The sequence below is a fragment of the Kribbella sp. NBC_00662 genome (assembly GCF_041430295.1).
GTDB lineage: Bacteria > Actinomycetota > Actinomycetes > Propionibacteriales > Kribbellaceae > Kribbella.
On sequence record NZ_CP109029.1, the window covers coordinates 87,707 to 113,986 of the forward strand.

Consider the following 26,280-nt stretch of genomic DNA (forward strand, 5'->3'; position numbering starts at 1 on the left):
GTCGCGAAAACGGAAACTGTCGGTGGAGACCGCAAGAATGCGGCCATGGAGTTGTCCGGGTACCGAGAGTTGTGGCGAGCACACGGCGTGATGCCGCTGCTGGTTGCCTCGCTGCTCGCGCGGCTGCCGATGCTCGCGACGATGGTGCCGATCGCCTTTCTGGCGAAGGATGCCAGCGGCTCGTTCCGCTGGGCCGGGGTAGTCGCCGGTGCTTACTCGATCGGTACGGCGATTGCCGGGCCGGTGTGGTCGCGGGCCGCGGATCGGCGCGGGCCGCGCGGCGTGTTGCTGCTGACCGGGATCGCGTGGAGTGTCGCGCTGCTCGCCATCGCCTTGTTGCCTGCGGAGCTGCATCGGCTGCTGCCTGTGTTGGCTGTCATTGCGGGTGCGCTGGTGCCTCCGGTGATGCAAACGCTGCGGGCAGCCTGGCCCCGGGTGGTGCAGGGGTCGGCGCTGCGGACGGCGTACTCCGTGGATGCGACGGCGCAGGAGCTGCTGTTCATGGTCGGGCCGATGCTCGGGGCAACTGCTGTGAGCGTCGCCAGTCCACGGCTCGGTGTCCTCCTCGCGGCGGCGATGTCGGCCGTCTTCATCTGGTGGTATGCGCTCCGACAACCTGAGCCGGTCGCGCACGATCAGCACGCGAAGGTGACGGCGCGGCAGTTGCTCTGGCATCGGTATCGGTTGCCGTTGATCCTTTCGTTCGGCCTCTGGGTGATGTCGTTCAACGGGATCTCGCTGGGGATCGTCGCCTTCGCGGACGAGCACGGCCAGCGGCTGATCGCCGGGATCTTCGAGGCCGTCTGGGCCTTCGGCAGCCTGGTCGGCGGTGCGGTCGCGGGCGCGTTACCCGGTCGACGTACGTCGTATCTCTGGCGCCGGGCAGCGCTGGTGTCTCTTGGGATGTTGCTGTGTGTGTTTGCTACCTGGTCGCCAGTGTCCCTGGGGGTCGCGTTGATGGTGTCGGGGCTGACGTTGGCGCCGGCGATCGGCGCGCTGTACGAGCGGCTGGGTGCGTTGACGCCGGACGTCGCGCGGACCGAGGTCTTCGGCTGGATGGGCAGCGCTGCGATGGGCGGTGCGGCGATCGGGGCGGCGGTGTCGGGTGCGGTGATCGAGAGCTTCGGCGTCCGCTACGTGTGGCTACTAGCTGCCGTACTCGCAGCCGCGTCGATGGTGCTCTTGTTGCGGGTGCCGCCGGAGCAGGGCTCGGAGCCCGAACCGGAGCGGCCGAGCGAGGCTGATGCCGGGCCTGAGCTAGCTGCCGGTGGACTGCTCGGCGAGAGTACGTAGGTTTTCGACCATCGCGTTGGGGTCGTCGGCGGCGTAGACGGCTGAGCCGGCTACGAACACGTCGGCGCCGGCTTCGGCGCATTGTTCGATGGTGTCGGCCGAGATTCCGCCGTCGATCTCGATCCACAGGTCGAGGCCGTGCTTGTCGAGGAGCTGGCGGGTGCGGCGGATCTTCGGGACGCAGATGTCGAGGAACTTCTGTCCGCCGAAGCCGGGCTCGACGGTCATGATCAGGATCATGTCGAGCTCGGAGAGCAGGTCCTCGTACGGCTCGATCGGCGTCGCGGGCCTGAGCGCCATCGCGGCCCGCGCTCCCTTGGCCCGGATCTCCCGCGCGGTCCGGATCGGCGCCCGGCAGGCCTCGATGTGGAACGTGACGCTCGATGCGCCGGCCTCGACGTACCCGGGCGCCCAGCGATCCGGGTCCTCGATCATCAGGTGACAGTCGAGCGGCATGTCGGTCGCCTTCGCCAGCGACTCGACCACCGGCATCCCGAGAGTCAGATTCGGCACGAAGTGGTTGTCCATCACGTCGACGTGCAGCCAGTCCGCGTTCGACACCGCCGCAGCCTCCTCGGCCAACCGAGCAAAGTCGGCCGTCAGGATGCTGGGCGCGATCTGAATCCCCATGACGCCAATCTATCGACCCACCCACCGACCCCCTGCGCTCAGGTGCCGCCAGCCGCCGCCGGCCTCCGTGATCGAGCACGGCGGCGCTGGTGCCGGCCACAGGCGAGGTTCGGTCGCCGATCGTGGCCTGGCCGGCCGGTTCAGGTGGTGAGCTCTGTGGCGAGGACCTCGTGGAGGGTTGTTGCGGGGCGGCCCAGGAGTGATGGGAGGGCGGGATCGACGACGGCGAACTCGCGGTGTCTGGCGGCGGCGAAGATGCCCAGGGTCAGCTCGGCCAGATGGTCGGGCATGCCGCGGGCGAGCGCTGCCTGCTTCCACTCCTCGTCCGGCACCGTGACTCGGATGATCTTCCGGCCGGTCAGGTCGGTAGCGATCGCGGCGGCGTCGGCGTAGTCGAGGAGTTCGGGACCGGTCAGGGCAGGGGTGATGCCGTCCAGCCGACCGGGTTCGGTGAGAGCGAGCACGGCTGCGTCCACCAGGTCCCGGTGTGCGGTCCAGGAGACCGGTCCGTCCTCGGGCAGGATCAGCTCCCCGGTCTCCAGAGCGGATCTCAGCATGAACGTCGTCGTGCTCGCGTAGAACCCGTTGCGCAGCGCGGTGAACCGAACGCCGGAGTCCACCAGATCCAGCTCGGTGGCGGCGTGCCCGCGGGTCGCCGAGAAGAGCGAGTCCAGGTTGGCGGCCTGGTGGCTGGTGTAGACGATGCGCTCGACATCGGCCTCCTTGGCCGCGTCGATGGCCGCCCGGTGAGGCGCGGGGTCGGCTGGGCCGGAGACGATCAGCACCTGACTCGCTCCCTCGAAGGCGGTCGCGAGGGAGTCCGGGTCGGCGAAGTCTCCGCGGCGTACCCGAATACCCCGGGCAGCCAGGTCGGCGGCCTTCGCAGGGTCGCGGACGCTGACGCCGAGCTGGTCGGTGGGCATGCGGTCGGCGAGGCGTTCGACGACAGCGCGGCCGAGGCGGCCGGTCGCTCCGGTGACGACGATCATGTGCGACTCCTTGTTATCGATGATTACAGATGAACGCTATCACTGTTAACAGATGCGACCAACCGTTACCGTTGGCCGAGTGAAGGAGCTCCAGCCGGACGGCGAGACCAGCGGCGATGACACCGTCAGTGGGCGCGAGCAGATGCGGGCGCACATCGTCGAGGTGGCCGCGGGCCTGCTCGCGTCCGGCGGGCGCGATGCGGTGTCGACGCGGGCGGTCGCGGCGGCAGCCGGTACGCAGGCGCCGACGATCTATCGGCTGTTCGGCGACAAGGACGGGCTGCTCGCGGCGGTGCTGGAGTACGGGTTCGCGAAGTACCTCGCGGACAAGCCGCCGCTGGATCCAACGGCGGATCCGGTCGCTGACCTGCGGGCCGGGTGGGAGCTGCACATCGGGTTCGGGTTGGCGAATCCCGCGCTGTTCCTGCTGATGTACGCCGGTACGTCCCCTGGCCGGCGGCCGGCCGCGGCCGAGGCGGGGCTGGCGATCCTGCGGACCCGGATCCGGAACATCGCGGCGGCCGGGCGACTCCGGGTCGACGAGGCGCTGGCGGCGGACCTGGTGCACGCGGCCGGGACCGGTGCCGTCCTCGCGCTCCTCGCCGTACCGGAGGAACGCCGCGATCCGCGATTGGCGGACACGATGTTCGACGCGGTGGTCACGGCAATCACCACCAACCAGGTCGAGACCCGCAACACCGGGCCGACGACCGCCGCGAACGCGCTACGAGCGCAGCTACCGGATCTCGCGATGCTGACCGACGGCGAACGTCACGTGCTCGACGAGTGGCTCACCCGAATCACCCACTGAAAACATCAGTCGCTCGACGAACCGCCCATCCGCATCACCCACCCGACAGCTTCGGCGACCGACTCGACAGACTCGACGGTCTCCAGTCCGGCGGGAAGCGGAGGGCGGCGGATGATCAGAACAGGCAGGTCCAACTCCCGCGCCGCGGTCAGCTTGGCAGCAGTCTGCGAGCCCCCGCTGTCCTTCGTCACGAGTACGTCGATGCTGTGCTCACGCAACAACCCGATCTCATCGGCCACCGCGAACGGACCGCGCGCCAGGATCAGCGTGCACCACGAGGGGCGGGGCTCGGGCGCGTCGACGCAGCGGGCCAGCGTCCAGAGTCCGGTGCTCGCGAAGGCGGCGAGCCCTTGGCGGCCGATGGTGAGGAAGACGCGCGATCCGAGGGTCGGCAGCAGCTCGGCAGCTTCAGCGGCCGAGTCGGCCCAGTGCCAGTTGTCGTCGGGACCGGCAGTCCATCCCGGGCGGCGAAGGACGAGGAGCGGTACGCCGGTACCACGCACAGCGGTCGCCGCATGCGCCGTCATGGTGGCGGCGAACGGATGCGTGGCGTCGATCACCGCGTCGACCGGGTGATCGCGAAGCCAGCCCGCGAGACCGTCCGCACCGCCGAATCCACCCGTCCGCACCTCCCCGACCGGCAGACGCGCCTGCGTAGTTCGACCCGCGAGCGACGAGACCACGTCGACCCCCGCGCCGACGAGCACCCGCGCGAGCTCGCGCGCCTCTCCCGTACCCCCGAGCAGCAGAACCTTCATCGGGTCCGGTCGGGTGAGTAGAGGTGGCTGTCCCGGAATGTTGTTGCCGAGAGCACCTTTCCTACGATGATCACCGCGGTACGGCGGATGGCCGCGGCCTTCACCTGGGCGGCGATGTCGGCCAGGGTTCCACGGAGGATCAGCTCGTCGTCGCGGGAGGCCCGCGCAACGACGGCGGCCGGGCAGTCGGGGCCGTAGTTCGGGACGAGTTCGTTGACGACGCGGTCGATCTGCTGGACGGCGAGATGGAGGACGATCGTTGCCTGTGCGGCGCCGAGGGTCGCGAGGTCTTCGCCGGCGGGCATCGCGCTCGCGCTGCCGGCGATCCGGGTCAGGATGACGGTTTGGCCGACCTCGGGGACGGTCAGTTCGCGGGCGAGGGTTGCGGCCGCGGCGGCATAAGCGGGTACGCCGGGAGTCACGTCGTACGGAATGTCGAGGGTGTCGAGGCGGCGCATCTGTTCGGCCATTGCGCTGAAGACGGAGGGGTCGCCGGAGTGCAGGCGGGCGACGTCGTGGCCGGCGGTGTGGGCGGCGGAGAGTTCGGCGATGATCTCGTCGAGGTTCAGGTTCGCGGTGTCGATCTTGCGCGCGCCGGGTGGGCAGTGGTCGAGGAGCTCGACGGGGACGAGCGCACCGGCGTACAGACAGACCGGCGACGTGGCGATGAGGTCGCGTCCGCGCACGGTGATCAGATCGGCGGCACCCGGGCCCGCGCCGATGAAGTGCACGGTCATTTGGTGATGCTCCAGATCGTCACGGGCATGGCTGGGCGCCAGCCGGTCATCCCTCCGACAGGACCTGCGCGTTGGACGGACAGGCGAACCAGGTCGCCACCGTGAGCCTTGTACCAATCAGCGATGAGGGACTCGGTCTCGAGGGTGACGCCGTTTGTCACCAAGCGGCCGCCGGGTTTGAGCGCATTCCAGCAGGTGTCGAACATGCCGGCGGCGGTCGCTCCCCCGCCGATGAAGATCGCATCCGGGGACTCGAGGCCGTCGAGTGCCGCGGGTGCGGCGCCTTCCACGACGGTGACTGATGCGCCGAGCGCAGCGGCGTTGCGCTCGAGGCGCTTGGCTCGGTCGGGGTCGCGTTCGATGGCGATCGCCCGGCAGGACGGGTGATGACGGGACCACTCGATCGCGATGCTGCCGGCGCCGCCGCCGACGTCCCACAACAACTGGCCAGGGACCGGAGCAAGTCGAGACAGGGTCACGGCCCGTACTTCGCGCTTGGTCAGCTGGCCGTCGTTCTCGTAAGCGTCGTCGGGCAGACCGGGTGCGGTGGAGAGGACAGGGCCTACGCACTCGACCCCGATGACGTTGAGCGCATCGACATCGTGAGACCACTCGGCCGCCGGCGCCCGTCGTACCACCTCGGCAGATCCACCGAGCTGCTCGAGGACAGTCAAAGAGCTGGAGCCGTACCCACGGGCGACCAGCAACTGCGCGACTTCAGCCGGCGTCTGCGCACCTCGGCTGAGGATCAGCAGTTGTCGACCAGGCTGGAGGTGTGGGTGCAAGCGCTCCACCGGCTGGTTGACCAGGCTGACGACCTGCACCTGGTCCTGCGGCCAGCCGAGTCGCGCACACGCCAGCGACACGCTCGAGGGATGCGGGATGACGCGTACGGCGTCGGCGCCGAGCATCCGCACGAGCGTCGTACCGATGCCGTGGAAAGTCGGATCGCCGCTGGCCAGCACGCAGATCCGTTGCCCGCGATGTTCCTGCAGGAGCCGCGGGAGCGATTCGGACAGAGGCGAGGACCAGGCGACCCGAGGAGCGTCCGGCACCAACGCGAGTTGCCTGGTGCTGCCCATCAGGACGTCGGCTGACTCGATGGCGGCGCGGGCTGCAGGTGACAGGCCATGCCAGCCGTCGGCGCCGATGCCCACCACCGTGATGGGGTCAGGCATTGCCGAGGACCTTGGTGATGGTGATCTCGATGACGACGCGCTGCGGATTGACGCGCGGTTCCTTGTAGCGCTTCGCGTAACGCCGCTCAGCGTCGCGCACCCGCTCCGGATCGTCGCTCACCACCGCCCGCCCCTCCAGCGTGCTCCAGCGCCGGCCGTCCACCTGGGTCACCGCGACCGCCGCCTCCCCCAGCCGTCGGATCGCCCGCGCCTTGTACGACGTACCCGAGCAGATCACCCGCACAAGCCCCGCCTCGACGTCCAGCGTCGCTCCCACCGGCGTCGCATGCACGGTCCCGTCCACACGGACGGTGCTCAGCACACACAGATGCCGCTCGGTCCAGAACTCGGCCAGTCGCTCACTCAACACCCAGCGATCGTAGACAAGACGGCCCGCCCGGTGAGGTGCCGGGCGGGCCGTGGTGCGCTGGACCCCTCAGACCAGCGCGGTCCGGAGCTAGCCGATGTCGCGGCGGCGGAAGGTCGCGAAGCCGGCCAGAGTGAGGGCGGCGGCGATCGCGGTCAGCCAGATCACCGGTGTGACGGAGAAGTCGCCGCCGGGCAGCCGCGGGGTGTGGCCGTACGGGCTGAGGTTGATCATCCACTGCGGCAGGTTGAAGATCTCGCCGAACTGACCGATCAGCAGGAACACGCCGTACAGAACCCAGCCGCCGGTGACGAGCTTCGGCGCGAAGCCGAACAGGATGACGACCAGCGCGGTCACCAGCCAGATCGCCGGGAGTTGTACGGCGGCCGCACCGAGCATCCGCGGTACCTGGCGGCCCATGTTGCCGAGCGACGCACCACTCGAGATGCCCGAGCCGAGTCCTGCGACCAGGATCAGTGCGGCGGTCCCGAGCAGCGCCATCAGCACGTGGCTGCCGAGCCAGCGCGATCGGGTCACCCCGGTCGCCAGCAACGGCTCGGCGCGCAGCGCAGTCTCCTCGGAGCGAAGCCGGAGCGCCGCCTGGATACCGAACGCTGACGCGAGCAGACCCATGACGCCCATCTCCGTCGCCAGGAACGCGTCGGTGATGCCCTCCACGCCGCCGAGCTTCTGCACCATCTCCTTGGCGCTGTCGCTGGTGACGAACCCGTCGACGTTGCTGGCGATGTTGCCGACCAGCAACCCGAGCAGCAGGAACGCGAACCCCCAGGCGTAGAACGAACCCCGGTGCAGCCGCCAGGCCAGTGCGAGCGGCGAACGCAGCGATGCGGCCGCCCGCGGCGGACCGGGACGCGGAGGAACCAGTCCGGCACCGAGGTCACGCCGCCGGATCAGTGCGGTCGCCGCGCCGATCAGCACAACCAGGAACGCCACTGGAATCAGCAGTACGACGAATCGGTCACCGGCGTACGCACGGACCTGCTGGGACCACCCGATCGGCGACAGCCACGACACCCACTGGGTACTGCCGTCGGCCGACGAGTCTCCGATCGCCCGCAGTACGTACGCGACGCCGAGGACGACCGCGGTCAGTCCGTTCGCGGCCCGGGCGCTCTCGGTGATCTGCGCGGTCACAGCGCCCACACCCGCGAACGCCAGTCCGGCACCGGCCCACATCAGCCCGAAGGCGAACGAGCCCTTCGTGTCCAGCCCGCTCCCCATCAACGCGAGCGCGGTCACCAGACCGAGCACGATGACAGTCCCGGCGGAGACGATCAGCGCTGCGGTCAAAGCGGCGTACCGGCCGAGCACTCCGGCGCTGAGCAGCTCCAGCCGGCCGCTCTCCTCCTCGGTGCGGGTGTGCCGTACGACGAGGATGCCGGCGAGCAATCCGACCAGCAGGGCGCCGAAGGCAGTCAGCTTGAACAGCGAGACCTCCCCGAGCGAGGACTCGTCGAAGATCCGCCCGTACAGCGACACCAGCGCCGGCGAGGCGTTCGACGTACGCGCGGCCTCGACCAGCGCGTTCTGGTCGGAGTACAGGTCGATCGACGCCTTGGCCGACCCGGCTGCCGAGATCACGAACACGACGATCCAGATCGGGATCAGCAGCCGGTCTCGGCGCAGCGCGAGCCGCACCAGCGTCCCGGTACCGACGAAGTCGTTCATCGCACGGCCGCCTCAGGCCCGGAAACCTCGGCCGGTACGTCGTCCTCGTAGTGGCGCAGGAACAGTTCCTCCAGCGTCGGAGGCTGGGCGACCAGACTCTTGATCCCGCTCGCGGACAGCTGCCGCATGACTGCGTCGAGCTGCGCGGTGTCGACCTCGCAGCGGACGCGGTTGCCCTCGACATCGAGGTCGTGGACGCCGGGCAGCTGCGCGAGACCGTTCGGCGATCCGGCCAGTTCGGCGTGGATCGACGTACGCGTGAGATGGCGGAGGTCGGACAGGGTGCCGGTCTCGACCACCTTGCCGCGGCGGATGATGCTGACCCGGTCGCACAGGGCCTCGACCTCGGAGAGGATATGGCTGGACAGCAACACGGTGCGGTCCTCGCGCTTGTCCTCCTCGATGACCTGCCGGAACACCTCCTCCATCAGCGGGTCCAGGCCGGAGGTCGGCTCGTCCAGGATCAGCAGCTCGACGTTCGACGCCAGCGCCGCGACCAGCGCGACCTTCTGCCGGTTGCCCTTGGAGTACGTCCGGCCCTTCTTGGTCGGGTCGAGGTCGAACCGGCGCAGCAGGTCGTCGCGCTTCTTCTCGTCCAGCCCGCCGCGGAGCCGGCCGAGCAGGTCGATCACCTCGCCACCGGTCAGGTTCGGCCAGAGGTTGACGTCGCCGGGGACATACGCCAGCCGCCGGTGCAGCGTGGCAGCGTCGCGCCACGGGTCGCCGCCGAGCAGCGAGACATCGCCGGCGTCACCCCGCAGCAGGCCGAGCAGGACGCGGATGGTGGTGGACTTCCCGGCGCCGTTCGGGCCGAGGAAGCCGTGCACCTCACCGGTCGCGACCTCCAGGTCGAGACCATCGAGGGCGTGCGTACCGCCGTACGACTTGTGGAGTCCGGAGACCACGATGGCTGATGTCATGATTCATAACGTACACTGCATTCAGAAGATTGTGAATCTTGCTAACAGCTTCCTGACAGCTCAGAGGGGATGATGGGGCGGTGAGTGCACATCGAGACGACGATGCCGTCAAGCGGTACACCGAGCAGTTCGGCAACCTGCTCGCCGAGACAGGCTGGCCGCGGATGGCGGCCCGGGTGTTCGCCGCGATCCTGTCCAGCGTTTCGGGCCGGATGACCGCCGCCGAGCTGTCCGACCAGCTGCAGGCCAGCCCCGCCGCCGTCTCCGGCGCGGTCAACTACCTGCTGCAGCTGCGACTGGCCACCCGCGAGCGCGAGCCCGGCACCCGTCGCGATGTGTACGTCGTCCAGGACGACGCCTGGTACCAGACGATGATGAGCGAGGACGCGTCGCTCGTGCGCTGGTCGGAGTCCTTGCGCAAGGTCCTCGACGCCTCCGGCGAGGGCACCGACGCCCACCGTCGCATCCGCATCTCGCTGGGCTTCATCGACTTCATCAGCGGCGAGGTCAAAGGCCTCTCCGAGCGCTGGATGAAACGCAAGGCCGAGCTGGACGCGGAGATCGACGCCGAGCTCGGCTAGAGCTCGTAGACGGTGAAGATCGTGCAATAGATGGGCGGGGACTCCAGACCGGGGTAGTACAGGCGGCCTGCCTCGTCGGTGATCTTGAAGTACGCCGTTGACGCGCCGACCTGCGCCGGGGACTGGAGGCGCATCGTGACGATCACGGTCTCCCCCGGGTCGGCGTCGGGGACTCGCGAGCGGATCGGTGAGCGGAGCCAGCCGGGGGCGCCGGGAGCGCCTTGCCGGGTGAGCCAGCGGTCGCGCCATGGACGCTCGCCGCTGTTGTGGATCTCCCAGGTCTTCTCGAAGTGCTGATCGCGGCAGACGCGCGTGCCGTCCGGGACCGTCTCCCCCACCAGCTCGGCCCGGTCCTCGGGGTGGTGGTCGATCGGCACGGATCCGCCGAGCAAGACCGGCTGCACGTGCCGGCGCATGTCCCGCTGGGAGACGTCACGGCCGGCGCGTACGGCGGCGTCCAGCTCCGTCAACTGGTTGACCAGTGACTGGCCCGCGCCGAACGAGGCGTCGTACCACTCGGTCAGTTCGCGGCTGGGCTTGGTGTGGCCGCGCTCGACCCGGGACAGATGCCCCTTGTCCCAGCCGGACTCCGCGGCGGCGCGACTCAAGGGCATACCGGCCGCTTCCCGGAGCTCGCGCATCCGGGAGCCGATCACAAAGCGAGCCTGTGCTGGCCTCACGGCGGACTCCCCGGTCCTGCATGACGGTCGTTGCCCACTGCGACAACACGGTAACCCTCTGATTCTCTGTAAATCAGTGTCACTTCGCCAGTCGCCCAGCGAAAAGGACCAACATCATGCGTACCGCCCTCTTGCGCATCACCCTCACCACCCTGCTGGCCACCGCCGCCGCCCTCGGCACCGGCACCCTGACCGCCAGCGCCGCGACCGGAACCGTGGTCACCGACAGCGGCCAAGGCGTCGCGATCCGGTCCGGGAACGCGACCAGCTTCGGCTCGGTCGGCACCCAGCCCAACGGCCCGGTCGAGATCGACTGCCAGATCTACGGCGAGCCCGTCACCGGCAAGTACGGCCGCAGCCTGATCTGGGACCACATCCCCGGCAAGGGCTTCATCACGGACTCGTACGTCAACACCGGCAGCAGCGGCCTGATCGCGCCGCTCTGCACCAACAACCCACGCGCCGACGCCGCGATCGCCTGGTACGCCGCCCGCAGCGGCTCGACTGCCTACCAGGGGTACTGCGAGATGGCCGCCGAGAACTCGTACGGCAAGACCGCGATCTGGGCCTCCGCCAAGGCCGACTGGAACGACGCCGTGGCCCGCGGTGTCGCGCATCGCGGTGATCTGAACCCGCCGAAGGGCGCCCTGGTGTTCTGGGACCTGGCCGCGCCGTACGGCCACGTCGGAGTCGCCAAGGGAGACGGGACCTTCTGGGCCACCAGTGTCAGCGGAGCGATCGGCACCCGCGTACTGCCCTACTTCAACAGCTACCTCGGCTGGGCCTGGCCCAACTTCTGATCGCGAGCACCCGGACGCGCGTCCCGCCCCTCACGCGTCCGGGTGCTCGGCACGTCAGCGGAGAAGCCTCGGAACCATCCGCCACAGCAGAGCCCCCGACACGACGCCCTCCACGAAGCCGAGCCCGGCGCCGATCCCCATACCTGTCCAGATCGACAACCCTGGATGCCCGTTGACGATCAGCGGAACCGCGGCGGCGAACACCGCCGCCCCGATCATCCCGGCGAGCAGCGGCATGGTGAATTCGTCGACGAACCGATCCATCGATTTCACCACGAGCTGGAACAGGACGAACGGCCCGAACGCCATCAGCAGAGACTGGAACGAGGATGCGCCCTTCGAGGCCATCGCAACCTGGACGGCGACGCACGCCGCCGCGAGCACGACGACCGTCAACCACGCAGCGTCGCGCTGCGATCCCGCGGAGATCCGGTTGACTCCGCTGGAGATGGCGAAGGCAGCAGTACCGGCGATCACCACTGCGAGCGGGATCAGCTTCCAGTTCTCCCTGATCAGCGGATCAGCCAGCACAACGACCGTCATCGCCAGCATCACACCGATCCACGGGACGGTCGATCTGGGCGTCATGCCCACAGTTAAAGGGAGCGCAGGCCTCCACCAGCCGGTTGTGTCCGGAACCTGTCATCGACCCTGTCCAGCCAGTCGGCCACCAGTGCGCGATACGCGGCCAGACCGGGGCCGGGCAGTAGGTGGTCCTCCTGGTCGAGTACGGCGAATGTCGCGCGTGGATAGTCCTCGAGGATCGACCAGGCGTCGGCGTACCCGGCGGTGGTGTCCTGGCGACCGGTCACGATCAAAGTCGGACGCTCGAAGCGGGACCGGGGATCTTCACGCAGGGCGTACGTCGTGACGTCGCGCTGGATGTGACCGAGGAACGCCAGGTCCGCGGCGGCCTCCGCTGCGTCGTAGTACTGGTGCTGGCGTTGACGATCGGGTGACGGATCGAGGTGTTCGTCGGTCGGAAGCGTGCGGCGGGCGCGGTCGACGACGATGCCCGGTGCCCTCAGCAACAATCCGAGGACACGGTCCGGATCGCGTCGGACGATGCCGCGAGCGTGCAGCCCGCCGGCCGACGTACCGGCCAGCGCGAACGGCTCGCCGCCGGACAGGTCGTCGATCAGCGCCGCGATCGCATCGAGCATCCCGTCCTGGTCGGTGATCGACGGAACGGCAGGCGACTTCCCCGTGCCCGGTGGGTCGACGTAGATACGTCGCCAGCCTTCTCGGTCGGCGAAGACCGGCTCGTGGACGTCGCGCCCCTCACCTCCGTCGCCACCCCAGCTGGGCAGGAAGAAGATCGGACGGCCTTCACCGAAAGACTCGTAGTACACAAACCGACCCTAGCCAGCGCGAAAGACTGTCATCGAGCCTTTCTCTTGGCAGCAGAATCCGGTGGGCGTTCGCCCGACCCGCGCTCGATCAACCCGCACGGCAGCACGATCCGCTGTGGTGGGCGGGTGTCGGCGCCGGACGCGCGATCGAGCAGCAACCGCGCCGCGCTGCGACCGAGCTCGGCGATGTCAGAGGCAACGACCGTGACCGGCGTCGGCAGCATGTCGGCCAGCCGGAAGTCGTCGAACCCGACCACAGCCGGCTCCCGACCGAGCTCACCCAGCGCACGCAGTACACCTTCGGTGAGGAAGTTCGTCGAGGCGAAGATCGCGGTCGGCGGATCCGGCCGCAGCATCACCTCATGTGTCGCCTTCTCGGCGGCCTCCGCGTTGCCCTCGGGCAGCTGGATCACCAGCGATTCATCGACCTCGAGCCCCGCGGCCCGATGCGCCCGGCGGTACCCGCGCAGGCGGCGCCCGATCGTGTAGTACGACGGGGCGAGGATGATCGCGATCCGCTCATGCCCCTGCGCCAGCAGGTGCTCCGTGGCGAGCCGGCCGCCGCCCTCGTTGTCGACCATCACGATGTCCGCGTCGATACCGGTCGCCGGTCGGTCGACGAACACCACCGGCACCCCGGCGCCTTCGAGGAACGCGTGATCGCCCTGGTCGGGCACGATCATCAGACCCGCGACCTGCCGGCTGACGAGCTCCTGGATCGCACGCTTCTCGCCTTCCGGGTCCTCGTCGACACTTCCCAGCACGACGGCGAACCCGGACTGCCCGGCGATCTCCAGCGACGACTTCGCGATCGTCGCGTAGAACGGGTTGGTCAGGTCACCCAGCACCAGAGCCAGGCTGGTCGACTTCTTCCCCGGCCGGAGCGCCCGGGCGACCTCGTTGCGCTGGAACCCCAGCTCGTCGATCGCGGCCCGGACCCGCTGCGCGGTCTCGTCCCGGACGCCGTGCCCGCCGTTCACCACCCGGGACACCGTGCCGAGCCCGACACCGGCCCGCCGGGCGACGTCGATCATCGTCGGCCGGGGTACCTCCGGCTTGGTTGGAAACGTTTCGGACACGGGGTTGACTTCCTTTTCGCGACACGGCATCGTCACCCAACAGTAAAACGTTGGAAACGTTACCGTCCAGGAGGTCGGGTGAATCGTTCTTCTCCTGCAAAGACTTCGGCCGGACGGCGGTCGGCGCGCGGGGGCATGAGCCGGAACGCCGGGTCCGACGTGAAGGCGGCGTACCTGTTCATCGCACCGGCGATGCTCGGGTTCTTCGTCTTCGTGGGGTATCCGCTGGTCCGCTCGTTCTACCTCGCGCTAACCAAGTACAACGGGCTGACCGATCCGGTCTTCGTTGGCCTCGGCAACTTCCGCCGGTTGTTCACGACCGACCCGGCGTTCTGGCCGGCGCTGCGGGCAACGGGGTACCTGGTGGTCCTCTATGTCCCACTGTCGCTGATCCTCGGACTGGCGCTGGCGATGTTCTGCAACCAGCGGTTCGCCGGGGTGCGGGTGGTCCGGACGCTGGCGTACCTGCCGGTGGTGCTGCCCGCGGTCGCGACGATCACGCTGTGGAAGTTCATGCTCGACCCCCAGGTCGGGCTGCTGAACACGATCCTCGACCGGCTCGGGCTGCCGACGAGCCTGTGGTTGCAGGGTTCGGGTACGTCGATGCCGTCGGTCGTCCTGGTGATGCTGTGGGGCGTCGGCGGGACGATGATCATCTTCCTGGCCGCGCTGCAGTCGGTGCCGACCGAGCTGTACGAGGCCGCTCGCGTGGACGGCGCCAGCCCGTGGTCGGTGTTCTTCCGGATCACGTTGCCGATGATCAGCCCGATCGTCCTGCTGCAGGTGATCCTGCAGACCACGGCCGCGCTGCAGACGTTCAACCAGCCGAAGATCCTGACCAACGGCGGGCCGGGATTCAGCACCAACGTGCTGATGCTGTCGATCTACAACAACGGTTTCCCGACCCTGGGCCGGATCCCGCAGCTCGGGTACGCCTCGGCGCAGGTGTGGGTGCTGTTCGTGATCATCATCGCCGTGATCGCCCTGACCGCGAAGTTCTCATCGCTCTGGACGTACAGTGACACTTCCGACTGATGCCGCTGAAGCGACCGCGTTGACGGCCGGCACCGAGCCGGTGACGCGGCCCGCACCGAAGAAACCACGCCTGATCGGTACGACGTCGTGGTACGTCGTCGCGATCTTCATCTGCGCGGTGATGATCGTGCCGCTGCTGTGGATGATCACGATCGGCCTGAAGAGCCGGACCGCGGTGTTCGACATCCCGCCGAAGTTGCTGCCGCACGAGTGGACCTGGAGCAACTTCGTCAACGGGCCGAAGGCGATCCGCTTCCCGCGGCTGTTCCTCAACTCGATGATCATCACCGCGCTCAGCGTGCTCGGTGGCGTGCTGACCGCGATGATGGCCGGCTACGCGCTGGCCCGGTTGCGGTTCCCGGGCCGCAAGGTGTGGTTCTACCTGTTCGTCGGCAGCATGCTGCTGCCCGGCGTGGTCGGGCTGATCCCGTTGTTCCAGCTCTACAAGAGCATCGGTTGGTACGACACCTGGCTGCCGCTGATCGTGCCGGCCTTCCTGGGCGGGAACCCGCTGTTCATCTTCCTGGCCCGGCAGTACTTTCTCGCGATCCCCTATTCCATCGATGAAGCGGCCAAGATCGACGGCGCCGGACACCTGCGGATCTTCGTCAGCGTGATGCTGCCGCTGACCCGGCCGGCCTGGCTGACGATGGCGATCCTCGCGTTCCAGGCGTCCTGGAACGACTACCTGAATCCACTGGTCTACCTGTACTCGTCCGGCAAGTGGCCGCTGTCGGTCGGTATGGCGTCGTTCGTCTCCCCGTTCGCCGGGAAGACGCCGGACTGGAGCTACTACATGGCCACCAACCTGCTGTACATGCTGCCGCCGCTGATCATCTTCTTCGCCGCGCAGCGCTACTTCATCCAGGGCCTCGGCGCTCTCGGCAGCACGAACCAGAAATAGAGGGGATTTCCTGTGAAGAGGACATTGGGTGTGACCGCCCTGGCCTGTGCCGGGTTGCTGGCGGCAACCGCCTGCAGCGGCTCGGACTCCGGCGGCGGCTCCAGCAGTGGGCCGGTCACCGTCACCGTGATGACGTGGGAGTCGGCCGAGACCAACGCCGCGATCAAGAAGGCGCTGGCCGATTTCAAGGACGACAACATCACCGTCCAGCTGCTCGACACACCGAGCGGCCAGTACGGCGACAAGCTCGCCTCGCTGACCCAGGCGAAGAAGCTGCCGGACCTGTTCTGGTGCGGTAACGACACCGAGCAGCAGTACACCTCGCAAGGTCTGCTGGTCGACTGGGCTGACAAGATCAAGGACGGCAACGGCGACTTCAAGTCGGACAACTTCGTCTCGTCCGCGATGGACAACTGGAAGACCGCCGACGGCCAGATGGGCGGTCTGCCGTCGCTGATGAACACGTACGGCGTCTGGTACAACGCCGACGCGTTCACCGCGGCCGGTCTGCCGCTGCCGAAGGCCGGCTGGACCTGGGACGAGATGTACGCCGACGCCGCGAAGCTCGCCAACAAGAACGGGGCGAAGTACGGCCTGGTCGCCGACCAGCTCACGTCCGGGGACGGACCGTTCACGATGAGCATGTACGCCGTCTCCGCCGGCGGTGCGCCGTTCACCGACAACGTCAACCACCCGACCAAGGCGGAGGCCGACGACAAGTACAAGGAAGGCGTCGAGAAGCTGGTCGCCGCGATCAAGAACGGATCGGTCGCGCCGCCCGGGTACGACGCCTCGAACGTGCAGTCGTTGTTCGCGGCCGGCAAGGTGCCGATGACGTTCGGCGGACAGTGGCTGGCGGCCGGGTTCCAGACCGACAAGCCGAAGATCAAGTACGGGTTCGCGCCGTTCCCGCAGGTGCAGACACCGACCACGCTGTACGACTCGGTCGGCATCTGCACGCCGCAGTACACGAAGGACCAGGACGCGACGTTCAAGGTGCTCGAATACCTCAACACCAAGGTCTGGGACGCCGTACTGCCGGCCTCCCCGGTGGCGCCGCCGGCGTACAAGCCGGCCCAGGCGAGCTACTTCGACGCGCTCACCAAGGCCCAGCAGACCACCGTCGCCGACACCGTGAAGGCTGACCTGGCCGCCGAGAAGACGGTCGGCGTCCGCTTCACCACCCAGTGGGCCCAGCAGGTCGGTGACCTGACCACGGCCAACTACCAGCCCATCCTCAGCGGTAAGAAGCCGATCAGCGACCTCCCGGCGTACATCGACAAGATCAACGGATTGATCAAGCAGGGCGGCTGAGCCTAGACCGCCTGCCAGAGCGAGAGTGCGAAGCGGGCTTCACCGCCGGTCCACCACGCGGCCGGGGTGAAGCCCGCTTTGTCGAGTTCGGCCTCGACGCCGGAGCGGTGGAACTTGGCAGAGATCTCGGTGCTGAGCTCCTCCCCTTCGTCGAAACTCACCTCGAGGTGGATCTCCGGGATCAGCACCTGCATCGCGCGGGTGGCCCGCAGGTGCATCTCGATCCATTCGTTGTCGGCGTCCCAGATCGCGACGTGCTCGAACGCGTCGACGTCGAAGTCCGCGCCGAGCTGCCGGTTGATCACCCGCAGCACGTTCTTGTTGAACTCGGCGGTGACGCCGGCCGAGTCGTCGTACGCCGCGACCAGGGTGGCGGGATCCTTGACCAGATCGGTGCCGAGGAGCAGCCATTCGCCGGCCTCGAGGACGTCGCGGATCGAGGTGTAGAACGCCTCGCGCTCGGCCGGGATCAGGTTGCCGATCGTGCCGCCGAGGAAGGCGACGATCCGCGGCGGCTCACCGGGCAGCTTGTCCAGGTGCGCGGTGAAGTCGCCGACGACGCCGTGGACGTCGAGCGTCGGGTAGTCGACGTTGATCGCGTCAGAGGCCTCCCGGAGCGCGGACTCCGACACGTCGAGCGGCACGAAGCTGGTCAGCGTGCCGCGGTCGCGCAGCCCGTCGAGCAGCAGCCGGGTCTTCTCCGACGATCCGGATCCCAGCTCGACCAGCGTGTGCGCCTTGGTGATCGCCGCGATCTCACCGGCCCGCGCGCGCAGGATCTCGCGCTCGGCCCGGGTCGGGTAGTACTCCGGCAGGCGGGTGATCTCCTCGAACAGCTCACTCCCCCGCGCGTCGTAGAACCACTTCGGCGGCAGCCATTTCGGCGTCGCCGACAGCCCCGCCCGCACGTCCTCCCGCAGCGCACGAGCCACGTAGTCCGGCGTCAGATGTACGTCGATGAGGGTCACTCTCGTCCTTCCATCGGGGTGATGTGCAAGGTCGTGGCGGTAGCCACCAGCAACGAGCGATCGGGTACTTCGGTCCACGGGTGGGGACCGAACTGCTCGGAGCTGACCGTCACCGACTCGGCGGTCCGGTGAACGTGCAGCGAGTGGGTCCAGGTGGTTGCGATCAGTTGCTCGCCATCGGTCAGCAGGACGTTCAGACGAGCGCCCGGCGCGGCCGCTTCCACGTCCTGTACGACGGTCGCGACCGCGTCGGCCGGCGGGACGCCTTCGGCGAGGCGGTTGCTGATCAGCGCCCACAACAGGGCTGAATCGACCGAGGCGTCCAGCTGGAGCAGGTCGGCGACCGGGAGCCGCTCGGCCAGCTTCAGCGTCGAGTCGGGCCAGCCGGGAATCTGTCCGTTGTGGCTGAACAGCCAGGTGCCGTGCATGAACGGCGCGACCGCCGCCTGCCCGTACGGCATGTTGACGGTGCCGTTCCGGATGGCGGCGATCACTGCGCCGGACCGGATCGAGCCGGCCAGACCGGGAAGGTTCTCGTCGGTCCAGATCGGCACGTTCCGCCGGTACCGGACCGGGCCGCCGGACACGGCGACGTCACCTTCGGGGTACCAGCCCAGGCCGAAGCCGTCGGCGTTGACCGAGCCGCCGCCGCGCATGTCGCCGGGGGCCCAGCTCTGTTCGTACAGTGAATGGTCAGGGTCGAGGACCAGGGACGCCAGGGTGACCGGCGGCCCGAGGTAGGCCAGGTGGCGGCACATCAGTTGTGCAGCTCCTCGGGCCGCGGGTCGCGGGCACACCGGAAGCCGGCGAAGATCTGCCGGCGGATCGGGTAGTCCCAGTTCCGGAAGGTGCCGCGGGCAACGATCTCGTCGGTGCCGAACGATCCGCCGCGCAGCACCTTGTAATCCGGTCCGAAGAACACCAGCGAGTACTCGTCGTACGGCCAGGCACGGAACCCGGGGTACCCGTGGAAGTCGCTCGACGTCCACTCCCAGGTGTCACCGATCAGCTGCTCGACACCCAATGGCGATGCGCCCGCCGGGTACGCCCCGACCGGAGCCGGCCGGAGGTGCCGCTGGCCGAGGTTCGCGTGCTGCGGCCCGGGTGACTCGTCGCCCCACGGGAATCGTCGCGTCCGGCCACTGGCCGGGTCGAACCGCGCCGCGAACTCCCACTCCTCCTCGGTCGGCAGCCGCTTCCCGGCCCATTTCGCGTAGGCCTCGGCCTCGTAGAAGCAGACGTGCATCACCGGCTCGTCCAGCGGCAAGTGCTCCCGGTGCCCGAACCGCAGCCGCCACCACTCGCCGTCGACGGACTCCCAGAACCGCGGCGCAACGAGCGAAGCCTTCTGGACATGCGCCCAGCCGGCGTCGGACCACCACTGCGGATCCTGATACCCACCGCCGAGGACGAAGGCCAGGTAGTCCCCGTTCGTCACCGGGACCGTGTCGATCACATACGGCGCGACGTGTACGGCGTGCGCCGGCCGCTCGTTGTCCAGCGCCCACGGCTCGATCGACGTACCCATCTCGAACACGCCGCCCGGGACGAACACCTCCTTGCGCGCCAGCTCACGTCCCGCAGGTGGCGGCGGCGCGTCGAGCACCGGCGCACCGGCACGGAGCTGGTGCGTGGCCAGCATCGTCTCGTCGTGCTGCTGCTCGTGCTGCGTGATCATGCCGAAGGCGAAAGCGTTGTCGACCAGCTCACGCCCGGCGTCGAACTTCACGTGGTCCAGCACGTCCATGACCTTGTCGCGTACTTCGGTCACGTACGCGCGGGTCTCGGACGGGCCGAGCAGCGGCAACGCCGGCCGCTCCGCGCGCGGATGCTGGAACGCGTCGTACAGCTCGTCGATGTCCTGGCGGAGCGGCTCGCGGCCGCCGACGTCGCGGACCAGCCAGAGCTCCTCCTGGTTGCCGATGTGCGCGTAGTCCCAGACCAGCGGCGACATCAGCTTGGAGTGCTGCCGGACCAGGTCGTCGGTGTCGACCGCGTCGGTCAGCTGCACGGTCCGCGACCGGGACCGCTCGAGCTGCTCGCCGACGAAGGTCCGCAGGCCTTCCGGTGACAGATCTGATAGTTGGTGATTCACGAAGCTCGCCTTCCGTGGGTGTCGTCGACGATGCGCTGCAGCCGGGTTGCGACAGCAGCGATGAGTTCGGGATCCGCACCGGTCCAGTCGAGCACCTCGGTGCCCAGGTCGACCACGTTGCGCGCGGCCTGCAGGACCAGCTTGTCCTCCAGCCCTTCCCGGGCCGCCGGGAACCAGCGGCCGGCTGCGGGCTCGGCCGCGGCCAGCACCTGGTCCATCGGTGCGGACATCAGTGCGGTGAGCAGCAGGGTCGGGGCGATCCACCCGTCCCCCGGCTGGGCGTCGAGGTACCGCACCTCGAGATACCCGCGCGGTCGGACCGGCGGGAAGAGTGTGGACAGGTGGTAGTCCAGGTCGTCGTACGTCGGTCTGTCGCCGGGCAGCTGTCCGTCTGCCCAGGCGCCGAAGGTCAGTCCGGTCGGTGCGTTCCAGTTGTCACCGCGCCGCAGGCAGAGGACCGGCGCATCCATCGCCGTCCGCGCCCAGGCCGCGGCCGGGTCGCCGTCGAGCGGCGGCGGCTCGGTGAACGGGGCGCAGGTCCCGAAAGTCGCCTCGGTCCGGGCAGAGGCCCACCCGGTGTCCGAACCGGCGCGACGACGGGAGTTGGCGAAGAGGCCGACGAGGGCGGGACCGAGATCGTGCAGAGCGCGCCAGCGCAGTGCGGTCTGGTCGGTCTCGCCGGCGTCGAGGCAGATCTGGAGGCCCGCCGTACTGCACATCATCCGTGGGCCGTGCGGGCCGAGCCGCTGGAATGCGTGTTCCATCGCCGCGTACCGCGGGACGGTGAGGATGCGGCGGGGTGCGCGGAAGGCGTCCAGGCCGTAGGCGCCCGGGACCAGGTCCGCGTCGAGAAGGAGCGCCGTGAGCTCGGCGGCGTCGGCGGCGGTGTCGTCGATCAACCGGGGAATCGATTCCGCCGCGGGTCCTGAGATCTCTACCTGGCCGCCGGGCTCGACGGTGACCAGAGCGCCCCGGCTCAGCGGCAGTTGCGGACTGCCTCTCACCAGGGTCGCGGGGGCGTGCAGCCCCAGGGCTTTGCTCAACCGGCCGGCGTCGAGGGGCCGGTGCGGATCATCCGCATGATGCACCGTCCACTCGAGCTCGACGCCGAACAGCCGAGGTGGACCGTGCTTGAAACAGACCATCGCGACGTACCCCTCCGCCTCGGCCCGGGAGCCGATCGGAGTCGTCGCCGGAGAACCACCGGGCGAGGTCACGTCAGCGAACCTAGCTCCGGGTCAGAGGCTGGACAACCGACCAGAAACTTACCGATCGGTGACGCCTGGGCAGCGGATCGACTCATGCCCGCCATGTTCCCCGCGGCCACCGACAAATTCCGGCCGGATCCGGACGGCCCCGGTTCCGCTCAGAGCGAAATCGGCGATGGTCCGGCTTGGTTAGGGTCTGGGGGTGACTCTGACACGGTGGCACGTCGGCCCCTGGACCACCCGCGGCACCCGCCCCGGCGAGCCGCTCGAGCCCGGCCGCAAGCGGACGCCGGACGAGTTGAACTTCGACGTGGTCGGGCTGGCGCGGATCCTGGGACGGCGGTTGTCGGGGCGGGAGGAGCTACAGGTCCGCCTGTGGCAGAACGAGCTACGGCCGACGCATACACGGCTGGTCGGCGTACACACCCTGGCCGATGCGTCCAATGCCCAGCTACTTCACGAGACCGCTCAAGAAGCCCTCACATGGCTGGCCGAGCGCGCGCCGAGCGGCTACGAGTTCGTCCTGACGGATGCCGTCGAACTACGTCCGGTGCTCGATCTCGACGCCGAGGTGGTCGCGGTCGAGGCGGTTGTCGAGCTGGCCGGCATGGACCTTCCGGCAGCACGCCTCGCGGCAGCTCACGTACGGCGTGCCTCATCGGGCGACTGGTACGCCGGCGACGCGGTCTGCAACTGGTCCGGACCGCACGAGTCCGCCGAGGCCGCGGTCGACGCCGTACAAGCGGCACGCGCGGAACTGGTCGAGCAACTGCGCGCCGCCGGCCGCGAGGACCTCGCATGGACATCGCCGCGGTGGCCGGACGTCCCGCTCGAGGCCGGCTAACCAGCGGTTTGCGGTGACTTTTCGGCGCCGGGCGACTGTTTCTTTCCGGAAAGATGCCGGGTGAGGAAGGCCAGCTCGGCTTCGACGGTCTGTTCGTGGGCGGCCAGGAACGGGGCGTAGTGGCCGCCGGGGAGCTGGACGAGTTCTGAGGCCGGAGTGCTTTTGGCGGCGGCGATCGCGGGGGCTGCCAGGGCGGACCGGTCGTCTTTGCAGACGACGTACAGGAGCGGGCAGCGGACGTTCGGGGCGTACTTGAGCGGGCGGTAGAAAGCGGCCGGGAAGACGGAGCGGGCGGCGACTGCCTGTTGCCAGTCGCGGTAGCGGTTGTCGGGGTCCAGGGCCTCGTCGGTTTGTTGCGCGTCGGGGGTGTTGAGGAGGGCGACCGTGCCGGGAGGGCCGGCCAGCGCTACCAGTCTCGGTTTGCGGCCGAGCAGACCGCCGAGGTTGTCGAGGATGGCGCGGCCGACCAGGCGGAGGGCGGCGACGGGCGTTTGGTAGCGGGAGGCGTTGCGGGTGACGGTGGGGCCGTCGACGTTCGGTGACTGGGCGATGGCGGCGGAGATACCCAGGTCCTCCGAGGCGAGCTGGAGGATGTAGCCGCCGGGGAGAGAGAACGCCCAGATGGCAACGTGCTCGACGCCCGGGAGCGTGGCGGCGTACGCGATCGCGGCGCGCCAGTCGTCGAGCTGGTCCGGGATCCGGGCGACCTGACGCGGTTCGCCGGCACTCTCGCCGAAGTTGCGGTGGTCGAAGGCCAGCACGCTGAAGCCGGCCGCGTTGAACCGCTCGGCGAAGCGGTCCGTCCCCGGCTCCTTCGTCACTGCGAAGCCGCCGGTCATCACCACACACCCGCTGTTGGTCCCCGGGTAGTGCCAGGCCGCGCAGGCGACCCCATCGCTGATGAAGCTCACTTTCTCACGCATGAGAAAAGTGAACCACGTGGTTCGCAAACTGTCTACGCCTGCTCTTCACGCTCCAGCGCACGGGTCAGCGCCGCCAGCCCGGCTTCGATCCCGGCCGCGTCACCGCTCGTCCGCCACTCGATCAGGAACCCGCGCAGAGTGGCGAGGATGAGTTCGGCGACCTCCTGCCGGCGCTGCGCGGACCACGACTCCGGGCACAGCGACAGCAGCGTCGGCAGGTACTGGCGTGATGCCGTCCGGGCGAGATCGGCGTACCGCGGGGCGTCGTACATCGCGAGCCCGATCGCCTGGTCGAGGACCCACGACTCCTCGCCGATGAGCGTCGGCCACATCGAGCGCACTCGGTCCGCGAGACTCCGCTCATCCGGGCCTTCGGTGGCGGCCGCGAGGGCGCGCGTGATGCGGCGTTCGCGGAGCTGGAGGACGGCTTGGGTGAGCAGGTCTTCGGCGCCGTCGAAGTGGTACAGCAGCACCTTGTGCGTCGTTCCAGCTGCTCGGGCGGCGCGGCGGAGCGAGAAGTCGACCAGGCCGTTGGTGCCGAGCTCGTCCGCGACCTTGTCCAGTAACTCGCGGCGCCGCGCCTCACCCCGCGGCGATTTCACCGATCGTCGATACCCCGCACGTTCCTCAGTCACCCGGTCAGTATCTAGGTGAATGATGCGACGAGGTAGCCGACGCCGTACGGCGCGGCGTGGTAGGTCAGGTCGGCTGCCAGCGCCGTACCCTCGAGCGCGCCGGCGAGGACTTGCCAGGGGGCGCGGCCGGCGGCTTGCAGCTCGGCGGCCAGGTCGGGGTCCAGCGCTTTGAGTACGTCGAGATCGCTGTGCTGCAAGGCGGATGCGACGGTCGTGTCGAAGATCTCCGCGCGCGGGTGGAGGTGCACCGGCGAGTGTTCGCTGCGGCGCGCGGAGCCGTCCCCCATCACCAGCAGGCCGACACGATCGTTGCCTGCAGCAATTTCCTGACCGAGGCGGACGCAGTCGTCCGGCGTTGCGGTTGTCTGCACGGCGAGATACGTGCGCGGTAGGCCGGCCGCCTTGGACTGCTCGAGCAGCCAACCACCCATCGCCAAGGAGAGCGGGAGGACGGCGTCGCCCTCGCCAAAACGCACACCGGGCGCGCCATAAGCCGCAAACGAGCCGCCTGCGGCGGCGGGATAGGTGGCCGGTGCCAGGTGGGGGGCAGAGGTGGAGGACGAGCGGGCCGCGTGTGCTGCGGCGGACTGATGCGGAGGCGTCGGCGTGGAGCCGACGACCACGAGTGCTGATGCGGTGGCGAGCGTGTCTGTTGCGGCTAGGCAGGTGGCGCGGAGGTCATCCAGGTCGGGGGCGGCGCCGGAGGCTACGTCGGGGACGAGTAGGGGCGGGTGGGGGCAGACCGCGGCTGCCACTACAGACACGGGGTCAGGCCTCTCGGGTGTAGCGGAAGAAGAGGTAGTCGTCGTTGGCTTGCAGAGTCGACTTCAGCTTCATCTGGCGGGTGAGCGTGGTCGGTAGACCTGCTGTGATGCGACCGGCGCCAGGGCCGGCCAGGAGTGGGGCCAGGGCGAGGCACAGTTCGTCGACCAGATCGGCCTCCGTGAGTGCGCCCAACAGATGCGGGCCGCCTTCGCACAGGATCTGTGGCAGCTCGCGGGCGGCGAGCTCGTCGACGACCGCCTGCAGGTCGACGTCGCCGGCACCCAGGACGATCAGGTCGGCGACCTCCCCCAGCGCCTCCCGACGGTCCGCCGGGGCAGCCTCGTGGGTGACGACGATCGGCCGTACCGCGGACTGGAACACCGGGTTCACCGGACTCAGTTCGAGCCTCGACGACACGATCGCCAGCGTCGGGTTCTCGGTCAGTCCCGCCGCCGTACGCCATTCCCGCGCGGCCTTCGACAGCCGCAGCGGGTTGTACCCCTCGTCACGGATCGTCCCGGCGCCGACCAGCACCACATCCGCCAATCGCCGGACCATGCTGAACACCCGGCTGTCGGAATCGCTCGACAGCGCCTTCGACTTCCCGTCGATCTCGACCGCGCCGTCCAGGCTGCTGACGAAGTTCGCCCGCAGATGCGGCGTCGACCGGTCCTCGACCTCGTAGACGGCGATCAGTTCCTCGTCGGACAGTTCGTCGAGTCGACGCATCAGGCCAGGCTCCTTCGGGTTCCGGCGGGCTGCGCACTGCCTCGCAGTACGGCGATGAAATCGAGCGCCTGGCGAGCCGCCGGCACGTCGTGCACCCGGAAGACCCGCGCACCGAGCCAGGCGGAGATGGTCAGCGCCGCCAGTGTTCCGTTGCCGCGCTGACCGGGCGGGAGCTCCAGCGTCTCGCCGATGAAGTCCTTGTTCGACACCGCGACCAGGACCGGCCAGCCGGTAGCGGCGAGCTCGTCGAGGCGGCGGGTCAGCTCAAGCGACTGCAGTGTGTTCTTGCCGAAGTCGTGTGTCGGGTCGATCAGGATCCCGTCCGGCCGCACTCCGGCCTCGACCGCGCGGTCCGCCAGCGCGGTCGTCGTACGGATCACGTCGGCCACCACGTCGTCGTACGCCATCCGGTGCGGGTCCGTGCGCGGCGAGAGCCCGCCGACGTGGCTGCAAACGAGCCCGGCTCCGGACTCGGCGGCGGCGTACACCAGGTCCGGATCGGCACCGGCCCAGGTGTCGTTGAGCAGGTCCGCGCCGGCCTCGGCGACGCGGCGGGCGACCCCGCTACGGTACGTGTCCACGCTGATCACCAGCGACGGGTGGCGCGCCCGGATCCCGGCCACGAAGTCCACGGTCCGGCGGAGCTCCTCGTCCTCGCTGACGGGTTCGCCGTACCCGGCCTTCACACCACCGATATCGACCAGATCGGCACCGTCCGCGACCGCCTTGTCGATGGCCTCGTACGCCGCCTCGGTCGCGTACGTCGCACCGCGGTCGAAGAACGAGTCCGGCGTCCGATTGACGATCGCCATCAGGGCGAACTCACCCGGCCCGAACGACCGGCTGCCCAGCCGGAGTACCCCGTCGCGCTCGCCAGTCACGCCACCGACTGTAACGGGGGCCGCCGGGCACATGTCCTATCAGGTGCCGCGATCGCCACATATCCTATAGGATTCCCTTCGACAGTCCCGCCCACCGCTGCAGATCGGGTTCTCG

The 26,280-nt window shown here is 68.9% G+C and carries 29 protein-coding genes; 8 read left to right on the forward strand and 21 right to left on the reverse strand.

Going from position 1 to position 26,280, the window contains the following annotated elements:
- Positions 1–45: 45 nt before the first annotated feature.
- Positions 46–1,293: an MFS transporter gene (locus OHA10_RS00420; protein WP_371404141.1), complete on the forward strand. Its 1,248-nt coding sequence runs from the start codon at positions 46–48 to the stop codon at positions 1,291–1,293.
- Here the strand turns inward: OHA10_RS00420 and rpe are convergent.
- Positions 1,258–1,923 (reverse strand): ribulose-phosphate 3-epimerase, encoded by a 666-nt coding sequence (rpe, locus tag OHA10_RS00425; protein ID WP_371404142.1) that lies wholly within the window; start codon positions 1,921–1,923, stop codon positions 1,258–1,260. The two genes, OHA10_RS00420 and rpe, sit on opposite strands and share 36 nt — an antisense overlap.
- A gap of 140 nt (positions 1,924–2,063) precedes the next feature.
- Entirely contained in the window at positions 2,064–2,912 is an 849-nt protein-coding gene (locus OHA10_RS00430) for an SDR family oxidoreductase (protein WP_371404143.1), read from the reverse strand.
- Positions 2,913–2,991: 79 nt separating this feature from the next.
- On the opposite strand from OHA10_RS00430, the gene OHA10_RS00435 reads away from it, so the two are divergent.
- A complete protein-coding gene (locus OHA10_RS00435) occupies positions 2,992–3,723 on the forward strand; it encodes a TetR/AcrR family transcriptional regulator (RefSeq protein WP_371404144.1) in 732 nt (243 codons plus the stop codon).
- A 5-nt stretch (positions 3,724–3,728) separates the two neighbouring features.
- Here OHA10_RS00435 and OHA10_RS00440 read toward each other — a convergent pair whose 3' ends face one another.
- From OHA10_RS00440 to OHA10_RS00465, 6 genes are all read right to left on the reverse strand, one after another.
- Complete coding sequence (locus OHA10_RS00440; protein ID WP_371404145.1) at positions 3,729–4,481, reverse strand: cobalt-precorrin-6A reductase; 753 nt, start codon at positions 4,479–4,481, stop codon at positions 3,729–3,731.
- A complete protein-coding gene (gene cobM / locus OHA10_RS00445) occupies positions 4,478–5,218 on the reverse strand; it encodes a precorrin-4 C(11)-methyltransferase (protein ID WP_371404146.1) in 741 nt (246 codons plus the stop codon). The genes OHA10_RS00440 and cobM overlap by 4 nt, the downstream gene beginning before the upstream one ends.
- Positions 5,215–6,396, reverse strand: a complete 1,182-nt coding sequence (cbiE, locus tag OHA10_RS00450) for a precorrin-6y C5,15-methyltransferase (decarboxylating) subunit CbiE (RefSeq protein WP_371404147.1) — start codon at positions 6,394–6,396, stop codon at positions 5,215–5,217. The genes cobM and cbiE overlap by 4 nt, the downstream gene beginning before the upstream one ends.
- A complete protein-coding gene (locus OHA10_RS00455) occupies positions 6,389–6,766 on the reverse strand; it encodes a pyridoxamine 5'-phosphate oxidase family protein (RefSeq protein WP_371404148.1) in 378 nt (125 codons plus the stop codon). Before OHA10_RS00455 ends, cbiE begins: the two co-directional genes overlap by 8 nt.
- Positions 6,767–6,853: 87 nt before the next feature.
- Complete coding sequence (locus OHA10_RS00460) at positions 6,854–8,452, reverse strand: ABC transporter permease (RefSeq protein WP_371404149.1); 1,599 nt, start codon at positions 8,450–8,452, stop codon at positions 6,854–6,856.
- Positions 8,449–9,372: an ATP-binding cassette domain-containing protein gene (locus OHA10_RS00465; RefSeq protein WP_371404150.1), complete on the reverse strand. Its 924-nt coding sequence runs from the start codon at positions 9,370–9,372 to the stop codon at positions 8,449–8,451. Before OHA10_RS00465 ends, OHA10_RS00460 begins: the two co-directional genes overlap by 4 nt.
- Before the next feature lie 80 nt (positions 9,373–9,452).
- On the opposite strand from OHA10_RS00465, the gene OHA10_RS00470 reads away from it, so the two are divergent.
- Positions 9,453–9,953 carry a GbsR/MarR family transcriptional regulator gene (locus OHA10_RS00470; protein ID WP_371404151.1) on the forward strand — a complete coding sequence of 167 codons (501 nt, stop codon included), beginning with the start codon at positions 9,453–9,455 and terminating at the stop codon, positions 9,951–9,953.
- Here the strand turns inward: OHA10_RS00470 and OHA10_RS00475 are convergent.
- The gene (locus OHA10_RS00475; RefSeq protein ID WP_371404152.1) at positions 9,950–10,633 is read right to left on the reverse strand and encodes an NBR1-Ig-like domain-containing protein; all 684 of its coding nucleotides are present in this window, start codon (positions 10,631–10,633) and stop codon (positions 9,950–9,952) included. The two genes, OHA10_RS00470 and OHA10_RS00475, sit on opposite strands and share 4 nt — an antisense overlap.
- A gap of 116 nt (positions 10,634–10,749) precedes the next feature.
- Here OHA10_RS00475 and OHA10_RS00480 point away from each other — a divergent pair, with 116 nt between their 5' ends.
- On the forward strand, positions 10,750–11,433 hold the full coding sequence (locus tag OHA10_RS00480) for a CHAP domain-containing protein (protein WP_371404153.1): 684 nt from the start codon (positions 10,750–10,752) through the stop codon (positions 11,431–11,433).
- Between the two features lie 54 nt (positions 11,434–11,487).
- On the opposite strand, the gene OHA10_RS00485 is transcribed toward OHA10_RS00480, so the two are convergent.
- From OHA10_RS00485 to OHA10_RS00495, 3 genes are read right to left on the reverse strand one after another with little or no spacing between them, the layout of a single operon-like run.
- A complete protein-coding gene (locus tag OHA10_RS00485; RefSeq protein WP_371404154.1) occupies positions 11,488–12,021 on the reverse strand; it encodes a hypothetical protein in 534 nt (177 codons plus the stop codon).
- Between the two features lie 8 nt (positions 12,022–12,029).
- A complete protein-coding gene (locus OHA10_RS00490; RefSeq protein ID WP_371404155.1) occupies positions 12,030–12,785 on the reverse strand; it encodes an alpha/beta fold hydrolase in 756 nt (251 codons plus the stop codon).
- A gap of 29 nt (positions 12,786–12,814) precedes the next feature.
- Positions 12,815–13,864: a LacI family DNA-binding transcriptional regulator gene (locus OHA10_RS00495; RefSeq protein ID WP_371404156.1), complete on the reverse strand. Its 1,050-nt coding sequence runs from the start codon at positions 13,862–13,864 to the stop codon at positions 12,815–12,817.
- A 135-nt stretch (positions 13,865–13,999) separates the two neighbouring features.
- On the opposite strand from OHA10_RS00495, the gene OHA10_RS00500 reads away from it, so the two are divergent.
- The 3 genes from OHA10_RS00500 to OHA10_RS00510 are packed head-to-tail and all read left to right on the forward strand — an operon-like array spanning position 14,000 to position 17,117.
- A complete protein-coding gene (locus tag OHA10_RS00500; protein WP_371404157.1) occupies positions 14,000–14,899 on the forward strand; it encodes a carbohydrate ABC transporter permease in 900 nt (299 codons plus the stop codon).
- Positions 14,883–15,803 (forward strand): carbohydrate ABC transporter permease, encoded by a 921-nt coding sequence (locus OHA10_RS00505; RefSeq protein ID WP_371404158.1) that lies wholly within the window; start codon positions 14,883–14,885, stop codon positions 15,801–15,803. Before OHA10_RS00500 ends, OHA10_RS00505 begins: the two co-directional genes overlap by 17 nt.
- Before the next feature lie 12 nt (positions 15,804–15,815).
- The gene (locus OHA10_RS00510; RefSeq protein WP_371404159.1) at positions 15,816–17,117 is read left to right on the forward strand and encodes an ABC transporter substrate-binding protein; all 1,302 of its coding nucleotides are present in this window, start codon (positions 15,816–15,818) and stop codon (positions 17,115–17,117) included.
- A 2-nt stretch (positions 17,118–17,119) separates the two neighbouring features.
- Here OHA10_RS00510 and egtD read toward each other — a convergent pair whose 3' ends face one another.
- Genes egtD through OHA10_RS00530 form a run of 4 tightly spaced genes read right to left on the reverse strand, consistent with a single transcriptional unit; the run spans position 17,120 to position 21,397 of the window.
- Positions 17,120–18,085: an L-histidine N(alpha)-methyltransferase gene (egtD, locus tag OHA10_RS00515; protein WP_371404160.1), complete on the reverse strand. Its 966-nt coding sequence runs from the start codon at positions 18,083–18,085 to the stop codon at positions 17,120–17,122.
- Positions 18,082–18,843 (reverse strand): ergothioneine biosynthesis protein EgtC, encoded by a 762-nt coding sequence (gene egtC, locus OHA10_RS00520; RefSeq protein ID WP_371404161.1) that lies wholly within the window; start codon positions 18,841–18,843, stop codon positions 18,082–18,084. The genes egtD and egtC overlap by 4 nt, the downstream gene beginning before the upstream one ends.
- Positions 18,843–20,180, reverse strand: a complete 1,338-nt coding sequence (egtB, locus tag OHA10_RS00525; protein WP_371404162.1) for an ergothioneine biosynthesis protein EgtB — start codon at positions 20,178–20,180, stop codon at positions 18,843–18,845. Before egtB ends, egtC begins: the two co-directional genes overlap by 1 nt.
- Positions 20,177–21,397 carry a glutamate-cysteine ligase family protein gene (locus OHA10_RS00530; RefSeq protein ID WP_371404163.1) on the reverse strand — a complete coding sequence of 407 codons (1,221 nt, stop codon included), beginning with the start codon at positions 21,395–21,397 and terminating at the stop codon, positions 20,177–20,179. The genes egtB and OHA10_RS00530 overlap by 4 nt, the downstream gene beginning before the upstream one ends.
- A gap of 193 nt (positions 21,398–21,590) precedes the next feature.
- Between OHA10_RS00530 and OHA10_RS00535 the strand changes: the two genes are divergently transcribed.
- Complete coding sequence (locus OHA10_RS00535; RefSeq protein WP_371404164.1) at positions 21,591–22,232, forward strand: hypothetical protein; 642 nt, start codon at positions 21,591–21,593, stop codon at positions 22,230–22,232.
- Here the strand turns inward: OHA10_RS00535 and OHA10_RS00540 are convergent.
- Genes OHA10_RS00540 through folP form a run of 5 tightly spaced genes read right to left on the reverse strand, consistent with a single transcriptional unit; the run spans position 22,229 to position 26,096 of the window.
- The gene (locus OHA10_RS00540) at positions 22,229–23,155 is read right to left on the reverse strand and encodes an alpha/beta hydrolase (protein WP_371404165.1); all 927 of its coding nucleotides are present in this window, start codon (positions 23,153–23,155) and stop codon (positions 22,229–22,231) included. The two genes, OHA10_RS00535 and OHA10_RS00540, sit on opposite strands and share 4 nt — an antisense overlap.
- Positions 23,156–23,187: 32 nt before the next feature.
- Entirely contained in the window at positions 23,188–23,790 is a 603-nt protein-coding gene (locus OHA10_RS00545; protein ID WP_371404166.1) for a TetR/AcrR family transcriptional regulator, read from the reverse strand.
- 11 nt (positions 23,791–23,801) lie between these two features.
- Entirely contained in the window at positions 23,802–24,554 is a 753-nt protein-coding gene (locus OHA10_RS00550; protein WP_371404168.1) for a class III extradiol dioxygenase subunit B-like domain-containing protein, read from the reverse strand.
- A gap of 4 nt (positions 24,555–24,558) precedes the next feature.
- Positions 24,559–25,284 carry a pyrimidine reductase family protein gene (locus tag OHA10_RS00555; protein WP_371404169.1) on the reverse strand — a complete coding sequence of 242 codons (726 nt, stop codon included), beginning with the start codon at positions 25,282–25,284 and terminating at the stop codon, positions 24,559–24,561.
- Positions 25,284–26,096, reverse strand: a complete 813-nt coding sequence (folP, locus tag OHA10_RS00560; RefSeq protein WP_371407890.1) for a dihydropteroate synthase — start codon at positions 26,094–26,096, stop codon at positions 25,284–25,286. Before folP ends, OHA10_RS00555 begins: the two co-directional genes overlap by 1 nt.
- Positions 26,097–26,280: the final 184 nt, after the last annotated feature.

Bases quoted from the DNA above. Each gene is read 5' to 3' on its own strand.
- OHA10_RS00420 (WP_371404141.1), top strand. From the start codon at position 46: ATGGAGTTGTCCGGGTACCGAGAGTTGTGGCGAGCACACGGCGTGATG.
- rpe (WP_371404142.1), bottom strand. From the start codon at position 1,923: ATGGGGATTCAGATCGCGCCCAGCATCCTGACGGCCGACTTTGCTCGG.
- OHA10_RS00430 (WP_371404143.1), bottom strand. From the start codon at position 2,912: ATGATCGTCGTCACCGGAGCGACCGGCCGCCTCGGCCGCGCTGTCGTC.
- OHA10_RS00440 (WP_371404145.1), bottom strand. From the start codon at position 4,481: ATGAAGGTTCTGCTGCTCGGGGGTACGGGAGAGGCGCGCGAGCTCGCG.
- cobM (WP_371404146.1), bottom strand. From the start codon at position 5,218: ATGACCGTGCACTTCATCGGCGCGGGCCCGGGTGCCGCCGATCTGATC.
- cbiE (WP_371404147.1), bottom strand. From the start codon at position 6,396: ATGCCTGACCCCATCACGGTGGTGGGCATCGGCGCCGACGGCTGGCAT.
- OHA10_RS00460 (WP_371404149.1), bottom strand. From the start codon at position 8,452: ATGAACGACTTCGTCGGTACCGGGACGCTGGTGCGGCTCGCGCTGCGC.
- OHA10_RS00465 (WP_371404150.1), bottom strand. From the start codon at position 9,372: ATGACATCAGCCATCGTGGTCTCCGGACTCCACAAGTCGTACGGCGGT.
- OHA10_RS00480 (WP_371404153.1), top strand. From the start codon at position 10,750: ATGCGTACCGCCCTCTTGCGCATCACCCTCACCACCCTGCTGGCCACC.
- OHA10_RS00485 (WP_371404154.1), bottom strand. From the start codon at position 12,021: ATGACGCCCAGATCGACCGTCCCGTGGATCGGTGTGATGCTGGCGATG.
- OHA10_RS00500 (WP_371404157.1), top strand. From the start codon at position 14,000: ATGAGCCGGAACGCCGGGTCCGACGTGAAGGCGGCGTACCTGTTCATC.
- egtC (WP_371404161.1), bottom strand. From the start codon at position 18,843: ATGTGCCGCCACCTGGCCTACCTCGGGCCGCCGGTCACCCTGGCGTCC.
- OHA10_RS00540 (WP_371404165.1), bottom strand. From the start codon at position 23,155: ATGCGTGAGAAAGTGAGCTTCATCAGCGATGGGGTCGCCTGCGCGGCC.
- OHA10_RS00555 (WP_371404169.1), bottom strand. From the start codon at position 25,284: ATGCGTCGACTCGACGAACTGTCCGACGAGGAACTGATCGCCGTCTAC.
- folP (WP_371407890.1), bottom strand. From the start codon at position 26,096: ATGGCGATCGTCAATCGGACGCCGGACTCGTTCTTCGACCGCGGTGCG.